Genomic DNA, 17481 nt, shown 5'->3' on the forward strand with positions numbered 1-17481 from the left:
GGGAGGTGTGCGGGGTGAAGAAATCAAGAAGGGGCGCCCTAGAGGGTTGGACGGTGGGTCATGCCGCCATCCAGCCGCCATCGACCATCAACTCGGTGCCGGTGATGAAGCGGGCTTCGCTGCTGGCCAGGAACAGCACCGCGCGCGCCACGTCGTCGGGCCGGCCCAGCCGGGGCCATGGCGTGCGGCGCTCGGCGCGTTCCATCACCACGGGGTCGATGGCGCGGCCGCCGGCGCCGGTCTGGATCTTGCCGGGCGCGACCGCGTTGCAGACGATCTGCTGGGCCGCGTAGTCGGCCGCGACCTGGCGCGTGAGGTAGGCGGTGCCGGCCTTGCTGGTGCCGTAGGCCAGGTCGCCGGGCGCGGCGATGAGGCCGTGCTGCGAGGACAGGTTCACGATGCGCCCGCGCACCTCGTCGACCGGCGCCTGCCGCAGCATCTGGCGCACCGCCGCGCGGCAGCAGCGGTAGACGCCGCCCAGGTTCACGTCGAGCACGCGCAGCCAGTCGGCCTCCTCGAGTTCGAGCAAGGGCCGCGCATGGCGGATGCAGGCGTTGTTGACCAGCACGTCGAGCCGGCCGAAGCGCGCGACGGCCTGGTCCACCAGCGCATCGACCTGCTCGGTGCGCGCCACGTCGGTCGCGATGAAGACGGCCCGGCCGCCTTCCGCCGCGATCACTTCCGCAGTCGGCGCGCCGCCTTCGATGACCTCGGTCGTGACGTCGGCCACCACCACCGTCGCGCCCTGCGCGGCCAGCGTGCGCGCGATCGCGCGGCCGATGCCCGAGGCGGCACCGGTGACGATGCAGACCTGGCCGGCCATGCGTTGGGAGGATGAGGAATCAGGCATGGGCAGGATGCGACAGGCGCCGCGTGCGAGGTGAAAGGCCTTGGCCGTCACGCCAGCCGAGAAAGTCCTTGGCCGCGGCCGCGAGGTCGAAGCGCGGCGAGAAGCCGGTGTCGGCACGCAGGTGGTCGATGGCCATCGGTGCGCGGTCGTAGGGCGCGTAGTAGTCGACGTTGGCCGGCTCGCCCTCGCGCGCCAGCCGCCAGTCGAAGCCCGGATGGCGCGCGGCCACCGCGGCGCACCACTCGGTCATCGCACCGCTGAAGCCCGCGGCCACGTTGTAGACGGCGCGGGGCAGGTGCGGACGGTCGAGCAGCGCGCTGATCGCGGCCGCCACGTCGCGCACGTAGAGCCAGTCGCGCTGGCCCGCACGCGGCAGCACGACCGGCTCTCCGCGCTCGGCCAGGCGCAGGATCTGCAGCGGTGCGCTGAGCGTGTCGCGCACGCCGGTGTCGGCCTCCCAGGGGCCGAAGCAGGTGCCGAGCCGACCCACCACCAGGTCGAGGCCGTGCAGCGCCGCCAGCCGCAGTGCCGCGCCCTCAGCCGCCTGCTTGGAGATGCCGTAGAGGCCTTCGGGCCGCAGTGGTGTCGTGTCTTCGCTCAGCGCCTCGGCGCTCTCGCCGCTCGCACCGTAGACCGAGCCCGAGCTCGCATGCAGCACCCGCGTCACGCCGCAGGCCGCGGCGGCCGTGAGCGCCGCGATCACGCCGCCCACGTTGACGTCGAAGATCGCGCCCGGCGTGGCGCGCTCGCGCCGCGCATCGGCGGTGATCGCGGCCAGCGTCACCAGCCGCTGCGGCCGGTGCGCGGCCATGGCCTGCTGCAGCGCATCGGCATCGCGCACGTCGCCCAGCACCATCGCGAAGCGGCCGGGCAGGCCCTCGAAGGCCCGCAGCGCGGCCGGCGGCGGCGCGGCGCGGTCGAAGCCGACCACGTTCTCGCCGCGCCACAGCAGGTGCTCGGTCAAGGCCAGGCCGACGAAGCCGCAGGCACCGGTGACGAAGGTCGACACCTCAGGCCTCCGTGGCCACGGGCTCGGGGCGCAGCAGCGACAGGATGTGGCGCTTGGCGTCGTTGAACTCGGGGCTGGTCGGGTCGCGCGGGCGCGGCAGGTCGACCGTGATCATCTCGCGGATGCGGCCGGGCCGTGCCGACATCACGGCCACGTGCGTGCCCAGCGCCAGCGATTCGTCGATGCCGTGGGTCACGAAGACGATGGTGCTCTGGCTGTCGCGCCAGATGCGCACCAGCTCGGCATGCATCTCCATCTTGGTCTGCTCATCGAGCGCGCCGAAGGGCTCGTCCATCAGGATCACCTCGGGGTTCATGAGCAGCGCGCGCGCGATGCCCACGCGCTGGTTCATGCCGCCCGAGAGCTCGCTCGGGAAATGGTTCTCGAAGCCCTTGAGGTTGACCATCTCGATGAAGTGCTGCGCCTTCTTGCGCCGCAGTTCCTTGCCCACGCCCTGCATCGTGAGGTGGAAGGCCACGTTCTCCCAGACGCTGAGCCAGGGCATCAGCGTGGGCTGCTGGAACACCACGCCGCGGTCGGCGCCGGGCGCGCTCACGATCTGGCCGCCCACGCGCACCGTGCCCGAACTGGGCTTGTCGAAGCCCGCGATCAGGTTGAGCAGCGTCGACTTGCCGCAGCCGCTCGGGCCCAGCAGGCACAGGAACTCGTTGCGCGCCACGTGCAGACTCACGTTGTCGAGCGCCTTGACCGAGCCCTTGCGCTTGGGGTCGTCGAACAGGCGTGTCGCGCTGTTGATTTCGATCAGGCTCATCTCAGGCCTCCTTGGTGGTGCCGCGCTGCCAACGCAGCACGCGGGCGGCGATCAGCTTGATCGCCAGGTCGCTCAGGAAGCCGAGCAGGCCGATGCTGACCATCGCGGCGATCACGATGTCGTAGCGCAGGAAGTAGTACGAATCCCAGAGCACGTAGCCCACGCCGCTCTTCACCGCCACCATCTCGGCGGTGACGGTCAGCATCCAGGCCGAGCCGATCGCGATGCGCAGGCCCGAGAAGATGCTCGGCAGCGCGGCCGGGAACACGATGTAGCGCAGCAGCTTGCCCGGCGTGCCGCCGGTCATGGCGCCGGCGCGCAGCAGGTTGCGGTCGCAGCCCTTCACGCCGTGGATGGTGCTCAGCAGCACCGGGAAGAAGGAACCCAGGAAGACCAGGAAGATGGCAGGCTTGTCGGCGATGCCGAACCAGATGATGGCCAGCGGAATCCACGACACCGGCGGCACCGGCCGCAGGATCTGCAGCACCGGCTCGATCAGCCGCTCCACCGTGCGCGACCAGCCGATCGCCATGCCGATGCCCACGCCCAGCACCGTCGAGATCGCGAAGCCCGCGAACACCCGCAGCGCACTCGACGCCACGTCGTGGATCCAGTGCCCGCTGTAGGTCTGCGTGTTGCCGTCGGTCGCGAACACCCAGTCGGCCCAGGCCACCAGCACCTGCGACGGCGCGGGCAGCAGCGCGGGCGGCAACACCCCCGAGCGCGAGAAGATCTCCCAGCCCACGAGCAGCAGGACCGGCACGATCGCACGCTCGATGCGGCCATAGAGCCGCTTCCAGAGCGGAACGGCGGCCACCGGGGCCTGCGCCGCGGGGAGTGAAGTGGATAGCTGTGTCATCTGCAAAACCTTTTCTCTTTCAATGCGCAGCGCACACGCGCTGCGTCCCTTCCCCGCCCCTTCGCGGGCACCCGAGGAACCGGCTCAGCCGGGCCGCCGGGTGCGCCCCCTTGAGGGGGAGCGGCTACACGAAGTGAGCCGATCGGGGGTGGGCTAGAACCCCAGGGCGGACTTGGGCTTGCCCGTGACCGCCTCGAGGAAGCGGTAGTCCATGTTCTTCTCCACCGCAGCGCTCACGTCGGTGTTGATGTACTTGAGGTCGCGCATCATCTTCGCGATGGCCACGGCCGAGGCCCGGTGCATCTCGTAGTCGGGGTAGAGGTTCGCGACCGCGCCGGTGGCGACGGCCTTGTCCAGGCCCGTGACCTTCTGGATGGTGTCGACGAACAGGGTCTTGTTGCTGCTCATCAGGTCGTTGACCTTGACGATGGAGCGCACCGTCTCCTCCACGCCCTTGGAGCGCGAGGCGATCACGTCGGAGCGCGTCACGATCAAATTGGTGAGCTTGCCCGCGGCCTGGTCATAGGGGTAGGCGAAGAGCTTGGCGGCCTTCACTTCGCGGATCTGGGTGGCGAAGGGGTCGACCGAGCAGATCAGCTCGACCTCACCGCGGCGCAGCGCCTGCACGTGGTCCGAGGGGTTCGGGATGTTGATGAACTGCACGTCCTTGTTGATGTCGATGCCCTGCTTGGCGAAGGCGCCGCGCATGTGGATGTCCTGCGCATTGCCGCGCGAGGCCGCCACGCGGAAGGGCTTGCCCTGGGCCTTGTAGTCGGCGATCAGCTTCTTCAGGCCGGCCCAGTCGTTCTCGGCCAGCGGCAGGTCGTTGCCCACCAGGATCTGCGAGCCGCCGTTGATCTGGCCCGAGATCGCCACCACGTCGAAGCCCTTGTCGAGCGCGGTCGCGTAGTGCAGGTAGGTGACCTGGGCCACGTCGATGCTCTTGGACAGCAGCGCGGTCAGCACGTCGTTGCCGGTGTTGAAGGCGATGGCCTCGAGCTTCACGCCGGTGGCGTTCTCGGGCGTGAGCGCCAGCGGCGTGCAGTGCGCGCACTTGGCATAGCCGAGCTTGATCGCGTCCTGGGCCTGGCTGGCCATCGGCAGCACCGCGGCCGCCAGGAAGAAGAGTTGGGCAATGAACTTGAACATGGGTTCCCCGGGATGGTGGATGGCACCGCGATGTCGGTGCCTGCCCCTTGTTCAGCAAATGACGTGCCAGCTTTGTATCCAATCCATCCGGACGACCTTCTCCTCTGGGAATGCAGCGGACAGCGGCATCTCCTCTAGGCAACGAAGCCAATGCAGCGCACAGATTGGATACAAAGTTCCCGCCGATGGTGCGCGATGCACCGGGTCCTCACTCCCAGTAGCGCCGCCCCTCGCCACCCCACAGCGCGCGCGAGGCCGCCTCGGCCTCGGCGCAGACGGCCTCCATGTCGACCTTCGTCGGGCGCCCGTCCTCGACCAGCACCTCGCCCGCCACCACCACCATGCGCACGTCGCGGCCCTGGCCCGTGTGGACCAGGTTGCCCAGCGGGTTGACGTGCGGGCGCAGGTGCGGCCGGTTGGCGTCGAACACCACCAGGTCGGCCGCCTTGCCCACGGCCAGGCTGCCCAGCGTGTCGGCCATGCCCAGCGCCTTGGCACCGCCCATGGTGGCCATGTGGAACACATGGTGCGGCTGCCAGCTGTCGTCGACCTTGCCCTCCTGCACCCGCGCCGTGACCAGCGCCCAGCGCATCAGCTCGACCATGTCGCCGTGCTGCGTGTCGGTGGCCAGCGCCATGTTCACGCCCGCGCGCTGCAGCATCGGCGTGGGCGCGAGGCGGCCCGAAGTGGCGTTGCACTTCGGGATGTGCACCGCATGCGCCCCGGCCGCGGCCATCTTCCGTGCATCCGACGGCGTGACGTAGATGCAATGCCCGCCCATCAGCCGCTCGTTGAGCAGGCCCACGTCTTCCAGCACCTCGGTCGAGGTGCGGCCGCTGCGCTCGCGCACCCGGTCGACCTCGACCTGGCTCTGGCCCAGGTGGGTGCTGACCGTGAGGCCGTGCTGCGCCGAGGCGGCTGCCACTTCCTTGAGGAAGCCGTCGGAGCAGGTGTCGACCGCATGTGCCGCCAGGTTGACGCGCACGCGCGGATGGCCGGCCCAGCGTGCGTGCAGCGCCAGGCCGGCCTCGAGCGTGCGCTGGCCGATGGCCGGGTCGTGGTGCCAGTCGCCATGCGCCACGCGCGCGAAGTCCACGTCGTGGATGCGCCAGCTCGGGCACAGCCGCACGCCGAGCTCGACCACGGCCTCGGTGCTGACGTCGGCATGCACGAAGTTGTCGCCGATCACGGTCGAGCCGAACAGGAGCGCCTCCAGCGCGCCCAGCCGCGCGAGCGCGCGCGCCTGCGCGGGGTCGACTTGCGTGCCCTTGGGAATGCCCGGCGTGTACGAGGGCGCGAAGCCCAGGTCGGCCGCCACACCCCGGACCATGGTCAGGATGCCGTGGGTGTGGACGTTGACAAAGCCGGGCGTGACGAAGTGGCCGGGCAGGCGCAGCGTGCGCGTGGCCTGGTAGTGCGCGGGCGGCTGCGCATCGAGCCAGGTGATGCAGCCGTCGCGGATGCCGATGGCGCTGCCCCGGATCTCGGGGCGGGCCGGGTCCGCGGTCAACGCGATGGCGTCGAGCAGCAGCAGGTCGAAGAAGTGGGGCGTGAGGGGTGGTGCGGCGTGTTCCATGCCCTTGCCGAAGCAATGGGCATGCCGTGTTTTGTATCCAATCCTTGTGACGTTCGGCAGGCGCTAAGGATGGAACAGGCGGTCGTCGAACTGGAACGGGTTGCGCTCGACCGTCAGCACGATCGAGGCGAACCTTGCATGGTCCGGGTTGAGCACGAGGTTCGATTCCCCCGGCTCCACCGCCGAGGGAACCCACAAGCCGAGCGAAGCGCCCGAGGCCCGCCAACGAACGCCCGCATCCTGGGTCCAGGGTTCATCCTCGCGCCAGTGGGCCGGCAGGCTCTCGAGCGTTCGGACGTCGAGCAGCGCCGCATCGTCCGGCAAGTCCAGCCGAAGCAGCGCCTGGTTGCGCGGCTGCACGCCGTTGCAGTGAACGCGTTTCTCCAACTGGCACAGCGCTCGGCTGGCGCCCGCATAGACCACAGGCAGGCCGTCCGGCGGGGTGCGATGCCAGCGCCCGGATTCGAGCGTTGAGCCGAAGGCCAGCATGGGCAGCGTCAGCCCCTTGCTGCTGCCGATGCGCCAAACCGACGGCATCAGACGACGCCGCCGTACTCGATCGCGTTGAGGATCTGGCGCACCTTCGCGCCGCCGAATTCGTTGCTCGCGTATTCCACCGGGGCCTTGCCGTCGAGCAGGTCGTGCGGCCTGGTCATCCATGTCGCGCCGTCCTCGCCGAACACTTCAGCCGCGCGCACGAACAGTTCGCTCTGGCGCAGCATGCGCTCGGTCACGGCGGCATCGAGCGTCGTATGGGGCTTGGCGCGCGACAGCGTCGACGGCGTCACCTGCAGCGCGATGAACAGGTCCTTCTTCTTTTCCAGGCCGGTCGCCTCGAACCACTGCTGGAGCGCCGTCGCCGGCAGGCTCCTGGACGCCCAGTAGGCGGCTGCGTCGCGGTTGAGGGTGGGCGCCTCATGGTGAAGAAGCGTCGTGAAAAGACGCCTCTTCCGGCTGCCGGGCGCTACTTTCGCGGCGGTGAACGCACGCTCGAAGACGTTCTCGAACTTCTTCGCCATGACAACGGCCGCATCCTGCCGTTGCGCGGTCATGGGGGCCGGAGCGGCTTTGGCGACGGAGACAGACGTGGAGGGAGTCTTCATCCCCTCACGGTAGCACACTTGCAAATGCAATGCCATAGCATTGCATTTACACCTTTATCCGAGCAGCGCCTCCGCCAGGTCGATCTCCGGCTCCTCCCGCTCGTGCAGGTTGAGCGAGCGCTCGATGTGGTGCAGGTGCTCGGTCATGAGCGAGACCGCGGCCTTCTTCTGGCCGGCCTCGATGGCGTCGATCAGCAGCGCGTGCTCGTCGTTGGGACAGGCGGCCACGGTCGGCGCCTCGAAAGTCAGGATCGCGAGGCAGGTCAGCGGCGTGAGCTCGCGCATCATGCGCGCCATGATGCTGCTGCCCGAGAGCTGCGCGAGCTGCACGTGGAACTCGCCCGACAGCCGCACCGCGGCGCGCCGGTCGCCGCTGGCGTGGGCCTGCTGCTCGCGCTTGAGCAGCGCGCGCAGCTGCTTGACGGCGGTGGGCGCCTTGCCCTCGGCGATACGGTCGATCAGCCGCAGCACGATCGCCGGCTCGAGCGTGCGCCGCACCTCGAGCACGTCGTGCGCCTCGTCGACACTGGGCGTGGTGACGAAGGCGCCGCGGTTGGGGATCAGCGTGACCAGCTGCTCGACCGCCAGCCGCTGCAGCACGCCGCGCACCTGCGTGCGGCTGACCGCGAACAGCTCGGCCACGCGCTCCTCCGACAGCTTGGTGCCGGGCAGCAGCCGGTGCTCGACCACGGCCTCGTAGATGCGCTCGTAGATGTCGGCCTTGGACGCGGCCTTCGCGGCCGGCTGGGCCGCGCGCCGGAGGGTGGAAGAGGCCATGGTGTGGGCTTGCGTGCGAAAGGAAAAGCGAGGAACGCTCGGATGGTACCCAGAGACGGACTGCCCCGTGCAGGCCTCAGTGCAGGCCATGCAGTTCGGTGAACAGGCTGCCCCAGCCCTCGACCCGCCGCGTGTCGACGCCGCACAGCCGCAGCGCCTTCCACACCGCGGTGCTGACCGTGTCGTACACAGGAATGCCCAGCTCGGCTTCGAGCGCCGGCACCAGCCGCGCCGCGCGCAGGTTGGTGCAGAAGGTGGAGATGCACTGCGGCGACGCGGCCGCGAGTTCGCGCACCATGGCGCGGATCTCGTCGGTCGTGACCTCGGCGAACTCGAAGTTCACGTGGCGGCCCAGGTGGCGTTCGGCCACGCAGTCGTAGCCGCTGGCGCGGTAGTTGGCGACGATGCGTTCCTGCACGTCGGCCAGGTAGGGCGTGGCGAGCGCGAAGCGCTTTCGGCGCGACATCGCCATCGCCTCGTTGAAGGCCAGCACCGAGGTGCAGGCCGGGATGCCCGTCTCGGCGGTGATGCGCGCGCACAGCGCCTCGTCGGTATCGAAGCCGAGCCAGCCCGAGGAGGTGCCGTTCCAGGCGATCACGTCGACGCGCGCATCGGCCAGCAGCCGCGCGGCCTCGAGGATCGGCTCGATGTCGAACTGGCCCAGCGCCTGGCTGCGCAGCGAGATCTCGGTCACGCGGAAGCGCGCGAAATGCGCCGACACCTCGGGCAGGCCCGCGACCATGGCCGAGGTCAGCGGCTCGAGCGCGGTGTTGGACGAGGGCGTGAGCATGCCCAGCAGTACACGCTTCATGCGGTCAGACTTTCACTTCGCGGTTGAAGCGGTCGATGTACTCGGCGCGGCGCGGGTTGAGCTTGGCCCAGTCGACGCCATTCATCGCTTCGATGTCGGCGGTGTTCTTCGCATAGGCCTGCAGCCCTTCGCTGAACACGGCCTTGGAACTCACGGGCGCGACGAAGTACGGCGCGGCCGCCATGCGGGTCTGCACCTCGGGGCTCAGCGCGGCGTTGATGTAGGCCGCGGCCAGGTCGGGGTTCTTGGTGTTCTTCACGATGTGCATCACGCTCTTGATGTGGATCCAGCCGGTGTCCGGCTTGGCCAGCGCCACCGGCACGCCCTTGCCCTGCAGGTCGCCCACGTTGTTGTTGTAGTGGACCGAGATGTCGATCTGGCCCTGCTGGAACAGCGTGGCGAGCGAGCCCGGGTTGCTGGCCACCGCGCTCACGTTGGGCATCAGCTTCTTGACGAAGGCGAAGGCCGGTTCGAGGTTCTCCTCGCTGCCGCCGTTGAGGCGCGCGATCTCCACCATCCAGGCCGACATCAGCGTCGAGCCCATGCCCGCCAGGCCCACGCGGCCCTTGTACTCGGGCTTGAGCAGGTCGTTCCACGAGCGCGGCGGGTTCTTGATCTTCTCGGTGTTGTAGGCGATGCCGATGATCTGGCCCGACACGAACACGCCCAGGCCGCGCGGGTCGACCAGCTTGGAAGGCACATCCTTCAAGTAGGGCATCTTGTCGACCGGCACCTTCTCGAAGATGTCCTGCGACAGCGCGGCCAGGTAGGGGCCTTCGTCCAGGATGATCACGTCGTAGGGTGGGTTGGCCTTGGAGGCCACGAGCTTCGACACCGTGTCGACCGCCAGCGAAGACACCAGGTTGGTCGAGGCACCCGTGGCCTTGGCGAAGGCCGGCAGCAGGATCGCGCGGTGCGCCGACTCCCAGGCGCCGGGATAAGTGGTGGCCGAGATCGAACGCGATTGCGCATGCACGAGGCCGGTGTGGGCGGCCAGGTGGGCGGCGCCGAGGCCGGCCGCGCCTTGCAGCAGCTGGCGGCGGGACAAGGGGGTGCTGGAGGTGCTCATGGTGCGAATTCCTTGGGTGGTGCGGCAACGCCTGCGATCCAGGCTCGGCACTGCAGCGCAATCTTTGTGCCACGCCATGCCCTCCCCGGCCCGCGCCTGGCGCCGCACGCGCAACCCCCATGGCGGTGCGGCCGCATGCGCCAACATGGAACGAAGCGCACCATCTGTGCACAAGTTCTTTCGACATTGGCGCCAATTTTTAAAGTCTTTGTGGCCAGCACCGACCGCCATTGCGCCGACATCGCATGGCACGCTTCTTGAGACGTGAACCGCATCGCGACGTCATTCCGACGTTGCACCAGCTGGCCTTCACCCGCATGCAAAGTCCCGTTCGCGCGCCCGGCGTCGATGTCGTCCTCGACCAGATCCATCACCGCTACGCCGGTGCCACCGCGGTCGAGTCGGTGTCGCTGGCCATTCCCGCGGGCGAACTGGTGGCGCTGCTGGGACCCAGCGGCTGCGGCAAGACCACGCTGCTGCGGGTGGTGGCCGGCCTGCTGCGCCAGACCGGCGGCACGGTGCGCATCGGCACCGAGATCGTCGACGCATTGCCCACCAACGAACGCGGCGCGGGCATCGTGTTCCAGAACTACGCGCTGTTCCCGCACATGACGGTGGAAGCCAACGTGGCCTACGGCCTGCGCGCACGCGGCGTCGATGCGGCGGCCGCGCGCGCCACCGCACGCGAGATGCTGGCGATGGTGCGCATGGCCGACTACGGCCAGCGCTACCCGCGCGAGCTCTCGGGCGGCCAGCAGCAGCGCGTGGCGCTGGCCCGCACGCTGGCCGTGCGGCCGCGCGTGCTGCTGCTCGACGAGCCCTTCGCCGCGCTCGACAAGAACCTGCGGCTGGACATGCAGATCGAGATCAAGCGCATCCAGCGCGAGCTCGGCATCACCACCTTGCTGGTCACGCACGACCAGGACGAAGCGATGTCGATGGCCGACCGCATCGCGGTGATGCACGCCGGGCGCGTCGAGCAGTTCGACACGCCCGAGGCCATCTACGACCGGCCCGCCACGCTCTTCGTCGCGACTTTCATCGGCACCGCCAACCTGTTGGCGGGCCGCCTGGCCGCGGGCGAACAGGGCGGCTTCTCGGTGGCCTGCGAAGGCGGCGGCGCGCTGGCGCTCGAACGCGCCGCGCCCTGCTCGCGCAGCGGCGCGGTGGTGGTCGCGGCCCGGCCCGAGCACCTGGCGCTGGCCGAGCCATCCGATGGCGCGCTGGCGGCCACGGTCGAGATGGTGCTGCCGCTGGGCCCCTCGCTGGTCTACGAGCTGCTGCTGGGCAACGGCCGCACGGTCAAGGTCACGCAGCCGCGCAATGCCGAACTGCACCGCTATGCGGCCGGCGACCGCGTGGGCCTGAGCCTGCGCCCGGGCTCGCCCGCCGGCGTCTTCGCGGGCTGACGCGATGGCTGCCAACGCCGCCACCACGCGCTCGGCTTCCGCGCTGCCGCTGAGCCTGCCGCTCGGCCTGTTCTTCGTCGCCTTCGTGCTCGCCCCGATGCTGTTGCTGGCCTGGGTCAGCCTGCACAACGATCCCGAGATGACGCAGGCCGGCTTCGGCCAGTACGCCAAGTTCCTCACCGACGGCTTCAACCTCGCGGTGCTGGGCAACACGCTGTGGCTGGGCCTCGAGGTCACGCTGCTGACGATCGTCATCGGCTTTCCGCTGGCCTACCTCTACACCCAGGCGCCGGGCCGCTGGCAGGGCCCGCTGATGCTGCTGATCATCCTGCCGCTCCTGACCAGCTCGGTGGTGCGCACCTTCGCCTGGGTCGTGATCCTCGGGCGCCAGGGCATCCTCAACACCGCGCTGCTCGACCTGGGCCTGATCGCCGAACCGATCAAGCTGCTCTACACGCCCGGCGCGGTGGCGGTCGCGCTGGCGCAGATCGAGCTGCCGCTGATGGTGCTGCCGCTGATCACCGCGCTGATGAACGTCGACGCCAACCTGCGCCAGGCCTCGCTCGCGCTGGGCGCGGGCCACTGGCGCACCTTCTGGCAGGTGACGCTGCCGCTGTCGATGCCGGGCCTGCTCGCGGGCTCGCTGCTGGTGTTCGCCTCCAGCGTGAGCGCCTTCGTCACGCAGACGCTGGTGGGCGGCGGCCAGCAGATGTTCATGCCCTACTACATGTACCAGCAGGCCATCCAGGCCAACAACTATCCGTTCGCGGCCGCCATCGCCATGCTGCTGCTGGTGTGCGTGCTGGCCGTGGTGGTCGCCATCAACGCGCTCGGTCGGCGCAGCAAGGGGTTCGTCCATGGCTGAAGCCTTCGTCTCGGGCACGCCGCGCGTGCCTTCCGCCACCCCGCGTGCCGCCGAATCGCTGCGCGGCCTGGTCGAGCGGCGCTCCTTCTGGGCGGTGTTCGGCCTCTTGGGCCTGTTCGCGGGTGTGCTGCTGATGGCGCCCACGGTGGTGGTGCTGATCACCTCCTTCACCAGCGGCTACTCGCTCAAGTTCCCGCCGCCCGGCTATTCCAGCCGCTGGTACGCGGCGCTGTGGAACGAGTCGCCCGAGCTGATCGACGCCTTCGTGCTGTCGCTCAAGCTCGCGGCCATCGCCACCGGCGTGTCGATCATGCTGGCCGTGGCCGCGGCGCTGGCATTGGCCCGCCGGCGCGAGGCCTGGGCGCGCGTGGCCGAGTCGGTGCTGCTGTCGCCGCTGATGCTGCCCGCGCTGGCCATCGGCCTGTCGCTGCTGATGCTGTTCAACCTGGCGGGCACCGGGCTTTCGTTCTGGACGCTGGTGATCGGCCACGTGGCCATCACCACACCCTACATCCTGCGCACCACCTCGGCCAGCCTGCTGCAGATGGACGGCAGCCTGCTCGAGAGCGCGCATTCGCTGGGCGCCTCGCCGCTCTATGTGTTCCGCACCGTGACGCTGCCGCTGATCGCGCGCGGCATCGCGGCCGGCGCCTTCATCGGCTTCATGTACTCCTTCGACAACGTGGCGGTGTCGCTGTTCCTGTCGGACGCGCGCAGCGAGGTGCTGCCGATCCGCATGTGGCACATCATCGAATCCAACCTCGACGTGCGCGCCGCCGCGGTGTCGGGCGTGCTGATCGCGGCCACGCTGGTGCTGATGGTGGTGATGGAACGCGTGGCGGGCATCTCGCGCCACTTCCGCTGATGCGCGCCGTTTCAGGGCCGCACGCGGTCGCCGCCCCAGCGCAGCCGCAGCGCCAGGTACTCGGCCTCGCAGACGCCGTCGCGCAGCGCGAGTTCGAAGCCGGTCAGGCGGCAGAAGGCCTCGATGTCGTAGTCGCCGAGGTCGGTACGCCGCAGCCGCGCATGGCGCAGGCCCAGCACCAGCGTGCGCACGCCGCCGAGCTTGAGCGCGCCCGCGCACATCGGGCAGGGTTCCATCGTGCAGTAAAGCGTGGCGCCCTGCGCCGCCTCGGCGCCGTGCTGCGCGAAGGCATCGCGCAGGGCCTCGGGCTCGGCATGGGCCGTGACATCGCCACGCGTGACCTGCCGGTTCTGGCCACGCCCGAGCAGGCGGCCGTCCTTCACCAGCACCGCGCCCGTGGGCCAATCGCCGCGCGCATAAGCCTCGCGCGCCTCGGCCAGCGCCAGCTGCATCCAGCGCACATCGTCTTCGTTCGTCGTGTCGTTCATGGCGGTCGTCCGTTCACAGCAAATCCAGGAGCTTGTCCATGAGCAAGAAACGCACCCTTCTGCGCAACGCGCGCGCCCTGCTGGGCGATGCGCTGGCCTTCGACGGCCAGCCGCGCGACGTGCTGGTCGAGGGCGATCGCATCGCCGCGATCGAGCCGGCCGGCACGCTGGCCGATGCCGACGACGCGATCGACCTGAGCGACCACCTGCTGGTGCCCGGCCTGGTCAACGGCCACCAGCATTCGCACGAGCACTTCCAGCGCGGGCGCACCGAGAACCTGCCGCTCGAACTCTGGATGCACCTGGTGCGCACCCGCACGCCCGTCACGCTGACGCCGCGCCAGGTCTACCTGCGCACCATGATCGGCGCGATCGAGTCGCTGCGCACCGGCTGCACCACGCTGGTCGACGACACCGCCCTGGGCGGCGCGATCGACCGCGCGCGCATCGAGGCCGCGCTACAGGCCTACGACGACGCCGGCATCCGCGCGCTGGTGGGCTTCGCGATGATGGACAAGCCCATCGTCGACAACTTCCCCTTTGTCGAGCAGCACTTTCCCGCCGAGCTGGCGGCCGAGCTGCGCGCGGCCTCGCGCCCTGCACCCGAGGACCAATTGGGCCTGGTGCGCGAACTCGCCCGCACGCGCCATCCGCAGTCGAAGCGCGTGGGCGTGCTGGTGTCGGCCTCGGCGCCGCAGCGCTGCACCGAGGGCTTCCTGCGTGCCGTGCGCGGACTCGCCGACGATCTGGCCCTGCCCGTCATCACGCACGTGCAGGAGACGCGGCTGCAGGTGGTCACGGGCCAGCTCTTCTTCGGCTGCCCGATCGTCAAGTACCTGGACCGCATCGGCTTCCTCCAACCGGCCACCAGCCTGATCCACGCGGTGTGGCTCAACCCGCGCGAGATCGACGCACTGGCGCGCAGCGGCGCCACCGCGCAGCACAACCCCTGGAGCAACCTGCTGCTGGGCTCGGGCGTGCAGCCGGTGCGCGAGCTGCTCGACGCCGGCGTCAACGTGAGCCTGGGCTCCGACGGCAGTTGCTCGACCGTGACGGTGAACATGCTCAACGTGCTGGGCAGCGCGGCCGCGGTGTCGAAGCTGCGCGGCGAGGACCACCGGCGCTGGCTGTCGGCGCACGAGGCGCTGCATGCCGGCACGCTCGCGGGCGGCCGCGCGCTGGGCTTCGGCGAGGCGCTGGGCTCGCTGCGCGTGGGCGCCATCGCCGACCTGGTGGCCTACCGCACCGACAGCGTGACGTTCACGCCCTTCAACGATCCGGTGCGCCAGCTGGTCTATGCCGAGCGCGGCGCGGGCCTGGACTTCTCGATGGTCGCGGGCGAGGTCGCGATCGAGGGCGGCGTGCTCACGCGCGTCGACGAGGCCGCACTGCTGCGCGAGATCGAGCGCGAGTTCCAGGACCTGGCGCCGCGCTACGCACAGGCCGAGGCTGAGATGGCGCCGGTGCTCGCGGCGGTGGAGCGCATCCACCGCGAGGGGCTGGCCACGGCCATCGCGCCCGACACCTTCGCCGCGAGGCTCGCATGAGCACGCCGCGCGACTTCGCGGGCTACCGCGGCAACTACCCGGCCCTGCGCTGGCCCGGCGATACGGGCCTGGCCGTGTCCTTCGTGCTCAACGTCGAGGAAGGCGCCGAGCTCGCGCTGAGCGCGGGCGATGCGCGCAACGAGAGCCGCCACGAGGTCAACCACGAGGTGGTGGGTGCGCCCGACCTCTGCATGGAAAGCCAGTTCGAGTACGGCGCGCGCGTGGGCTATGGGCGCATCACGCGCATGCTGAGGGAGGCCGGCGTGCCGCTCACGCTCAACGCCTGCGCGCGTGCGCTCGAGGCCACGCCCTGGATCGCGAGCGATGCCGCGCAACAGGGCTTCGAGATCTGCTGCCACGGCTGGCGCTGGGAGTCGCATGCGGGCATGGCCGAGGCCGACGAGCGCGCCTTGATCGCGCGCTGCGTCGAGAGCATCCGCCGGCTGCACGGCCGCGCGCCCGTGGGCTGGCACACCAAGTCCTCGGCCTCGGTGAACACACGCCGGCTGCTGGCCGAGCACGGCGGCTTTCTCTACGACAGCGACGCCTACAACGACGACCTGCCCTACTACGTGCAGGCCGCCGGCCGGCCGCACCTGGTGCTGCCCTATGCCTTCGACACCAACGACATGCGCTTCTTCGACAACTTCGCCTATGTGCGTGGCAGCGACTTCGCCGACTACGCGATTGACGCCTTCGACTGCTTGCTGGCCGAGTCGCGGCAGGCGCCGCGCATGCTGTCGATCGGACTGCACACGCGCATCATCGGCCGCCCCGGACGCATCAACGGCCTGGCGACGCTGCTCGCGCACATCGCGCAACGCAGCGGCGCCTGGTGCGCCACGCGCGAGCAGATCGCGCGCCATTGGCTCGCGAACGTGCCGGCGGAGTCCGCGTGATGGAAGCGCCCCTGCACGAGATGGGCGCGCGTGAACTGGCGGTGCGCGTGGCCTCGGGCGCGTTGCGCGCGACCGAGGTGGCGCGCCACTTCATCGATCGCGTCGAGCGGCTCAACCCCGCGCTCAACGCCATCGTGCAGTTCGATCCTCGGCAGGTGCTGGACGACGCGGCCGCGGTCGAGCGCCGCCTCGCGTCCGGCGAGACGCTGCCGATGGCCGGCGTGCCCTTCACCGTCAAGGACAACCTCTGGGTCGAGGGCCGGCACATCGCGCAGGGCTCGCGGCTGTTCGAGGATTTCATCGCGCCGCGCGATGCCTGGGCCGTGGCGCGGCTGCGCGCGCGCGGCGCGGTGGTGCTGGGCATCAGCAACTGCTCGGAGTTCGCCTGCAAGGGCGTGACGTCCAACCTGCTGTACGGCGCGACGCGGCACCCGATCGATCCGACGCTCACGCCCGGCGGCTCCTCGGGTGGCGCGGTGTCGGCGCTGGCCGCGGGCCTGGGCCTGCTGGCGCTGGGCACCGACGCGGGCGGCTCCACGCGCCGGCCCGCGGCCCACTGCGGGCTGGTGGGTTTCAAGCCCAGCCCCGGGCTCATCCCGCATCCCTGGGGCTTCGCCGAACCCAACTACGGTCTGTCGGTGATCGGCGTGATGGCGCGTACCGTGGCCGATGGCGCCTGGCTCTACGACCAGCTGCTGGCCTACGACGCGGGCGACCCGGCGGGCGTGCCGATCGGCGTCGGGCTCGATGCCTCGCCATCGCTCGATGCACCGCTGCCCGGCGACCTGCGCATCGCCTGGAGCCCGCAACTGGGCTGCGACTTCGCGATCGACGACGACGTGCTGGCGATGCTGCAATCGCGTGTCGATGCGCTGCGCGCCGCGGGCTGGCGGATCGCCGATGCCGACCCGCCCTGGCCCGCCGAGGCGCGCGAGTACCCCCTGCTTGCGCTGCAGCAGGCCGGCCTGCATGCGCTCTACGGCCACCGGCTGGCCGAGGAACGCGAACGCATCGACCCGGTGCTGGTGCAGCAGATCGAGGCCGGCGCCCGGATCACACCGGCCGATGTGGCGCGCGCGCTGCGCCTGCGGCAGCGCATCGGCGCCAGCCTGGCGCGCTTCTTCGAATCCTTCGATGTGCTGCTGTGCCCGACCACGCCGGTCACGGCTTGGCCGCTCGACCAGCTGGGCCCGGCCACCATCGGCGGGCGCCCCGCCGGGCCGCGCGGCCATGCGGCCTTCACGCCGCTGTTCAACTACTGCGGCGTGCCGGCCTGCTCGGTGCCGGCGGGCGAAGTGCGCGGCCTGCCGGTCGGGCTGCAGGTGGTCGCGCCCTGCTACGAGGACGCACGCGTGCTGCAGTGCGCGCAGCACATCGAGACGCTCCTCTGACCAGGGTTTTTCCCCGCATCTTTACCTGCCGCCCCGATATGT

At 70.1% G+C, this 17481-nt stretch carries 18 protein-coding genes; 6 read left to right on the plus strand and 12 right to left on the minus strand.

What is annotated here, in order from left to right:
• Positions 1–58: 58 nt before the first annotated feature.
• The 11 genes from A9977_RS14430 to A9977_RS14480 all read right to left on the minus strand — a co-directional run bounded on the left by A9977_RS14430 (position 59) and on the right by A9977_RS14480 (position 9975).
• A complete protein-coding gene (locus tag A9977_RS14430; RefSeq protein WP_259651976.1) occupies positions 59–850 on the minus strand; it encodes an SDR family NAD(P)-dependent oxidoreductase in 792 nt (263 codons plus the stop codon).
• Entirely contained in the window at positions 843–1859 is a 1017-nt protein-coding gene (locus A9977_RS14435) for an NAD-dependent epimerase/dehydratase family protein (protein WP_183025548.1), read from the minus strand. Before A9977_RS14435 ends, A9977_RS14430 begins: the two co-directional genes overlap by 8 nt.
• 1 nt (position 1860) lies before the next feature.
• On the minus strand, positions 1861–2631 hold the full coding sequence (locus A9977_RS14440; protein ID WP_183025549.1) for an ABC transporter ATP-binding protein: 771 nt from the start codon (positions 2629–2631) through the stop codon (positions 1861–1863).
• 1 nt (position 2632) lies between these two features.
• Positions 2633–3490 carry an ABC transporter permease gene (locus A9977_RS14445; protein ID WP_183025550.1) on the minus strand — a complete coding sequence of 286 codons (858 nt, stop codon included), beginning with the start codon at positions 3488–3490 and terminating at the stop codon, positions 2633–2635.
• 153 nt (positions 3491–3643) lie between these two features.
• The gene (locus A9977_RS14450; protein WP_183025551.1) at positions 3644–4639 is read right to left on the minus strand and encodes an ABC transporter substrate-binding protein; all 996 of its coding nucleotides are present in this window, start codon (positions 4637–4639) and stop codon (positions 3644–3646) included.
• A gap of 208 nt (positions 4640–4847) precedes the next feature.
• Complete coding sequence (locus tag A9977_RS14455; RefSeq protein ID WP_183025552.1) at positions 4848–6215, minus strand: amidohydrolase family protein; 1368 nt, start codon at positions 6213–6215, stop codon at positions 4848–4850.
• Between the two features lie 63 nt (positions 6216–6278).
• Positions 6279–6752: an RES family NAD+ phosphorylase gene (locus A9977_RS14460; RefSeq protein WP_183025553.1), complete on the minus strand. Its 474-nt coding sequence runs from the start codon at positions 6750–6752 to the stop codon at positions 6279–6281.
• Positions 6752–7267, minus strand: a complete 516-nt coding sequence (locus A9977_RS14465) for an antitoxin Xre/MbcA/ParS toxin-binding domain-containing protein (protein WP_183025554.1) — start codon at positions 7265–7267, stop codon at positions 6752–6754. Before A9977_RS14465 ends, A9977_RS14460 begins: the two co-directional genes overlap by 1 nt.
• Before the next feature lie 105 nt (positions 7268–7372).
• Complete coding sequence (locus A9977_RS14470) at positions 7373–8095, minus strand: GntR family transcriptional regulator (RefSeq protein WP_183025555.1); 723 nt, start codon at positions 8093–8095, stop codon at positions 7373–7375.
• A 76-nt stretch (positions 8096–8171) separates the two neighbouring features.
• Positions 8172–8906, minus strand: coding sequence for an aspartate/glutamate racemase family protein (locus A9977_RS14475; RefSeq protein ID WP_183025556.1), 735 nt, complete (start codon positions 8904–8906; stop codon positions 8172–8174).
• Between the two features lie 4 nt (positions 8907–8910).
• Entirely contained in the window at positions 8911–9975 is a 1065-nt protein-coding gene (locus tag A9977_RS14480) for an ABC transporter substrate-binding protein (RefSeq protein WP_183025557.1), read from the minus strand.
• Positions 9976–10292: 317 nt separating this feature from the next.
• Between A9977_RS14480 and A9977_RS14485 the strand changes: the two genes are divergently transcribed.
• From A9977_RS14485 to A9977_RS14495, 3 genes are read left to right on the plus strand one after another with little or no spacing between them, the layout of a single operon-like run.
• Positions 10293–11384 carry an ABC transporter ATP-binding protein gene (locus A9977_RS14485; RefSeq protein WP_183025558.1) on the plus strand — a complete coding sequence of 364 codons (1092 nt, stop codon included), beginning with the start codon at positions 10293–10295 and terminating at the stop codon, positions 11382–11384.
• A 4-nt stretch (positions 11385–11388) separates the two neighbouring features.
• The gene (locus A9977_RS14490; protein WP_183025559.1) at positions 11389–12249 is read left to right on the plus strand and encodes an ABC transporter permease; all 861 of its coding nucleotides are present in this window, start codon (positions 11389–11391) and stop codon (positions 12247–12249) included.
• The gene (locus tag A9977_RS14495; RefSeq protein ID WP_183025560.1) at positions 12242–13114 is read left to right on the plus strand and encodes an ABC transporter permease; all 873 of its coding nucleotides are present in this window, start codon (positions 12242–12244) and stop codon (positions 13112–13114) included. Before A9977_RS14490 ends, A9977_RS14495 begins: the two co-directional genes overlap by 8 nt.
• Positions 13115–13125: 11 nt before the next feature.
• On the opposite strand, the gene A9977_RS14500 is transcribed toward A9977_RS14495, so the two are convergent.
• Positions 13126–13602 (minus strand): nucleoside deaminase, encoded by a 477-nt coding sequence (locus tag A9977_RS14500; protein WP_183025561.1) that lies wholly within the window; start codon positions 13600–13602, stop codon positions 13126–13128.
• A gap of 38 nt (positions 13603–13640) precedes the next feature.
• On the opposite strand from A9977_RS14500, the gene A9977_RS14505 reads away from it, so the two are divergent.
• The 3 genes from A9977_RS14505 to A9977_RS14515 are packed head-to-tail and all read left to right on the plus strand — an operon-like array spanning position 13641 to position 17439.
• Positions 13641–15149: an amidohydrolase family protein gene (locus A9977_RS14505; protein WP_183025562.1), complete on the plus strand. Its 1509-nt coding sequence runs from the start codon at positions 13641–13643 to the stop codon at positions 15147–15149.
• On the plus strand, positions 15146–16048 hold the full coding sequence (locus tag A9977_RS14510; protein WP_183025563.1) for a polysaccharide deacetylase family protein: 903 nt from the start codon (positions 15146–15148) through the stop codon (positions 16046–16048). The genes A9977_RS14505 and A9977_RS14510 overlap by 4 nt, the downstream gene beginning before the upstream one ends.
• Positions 16048–17439, plus strand: coding sequence for an amidase (locus tag A9977_RS14515; protein ID WP_183025564.1), 1392 nt, complete (start codon positions 16048–16050; stop codon positions 17437–17439). Before A9977_RS14510 ends, A9977_RS14515 begins: the two co-directional genes overlap by 1 nt.
• Positions 17440–17481 lie beyond the last annotated feature (42 nt).

The organism is Variovorax sp. UMC13 (assembly GCF_014170375.1).
In the GTDB taxonomy this organism is placed as follows: Bacteria; Pseudomonadota; Gammaproteobacteria; order Burkholderiales; family Burkholderiaceae_C; genus Variovorax.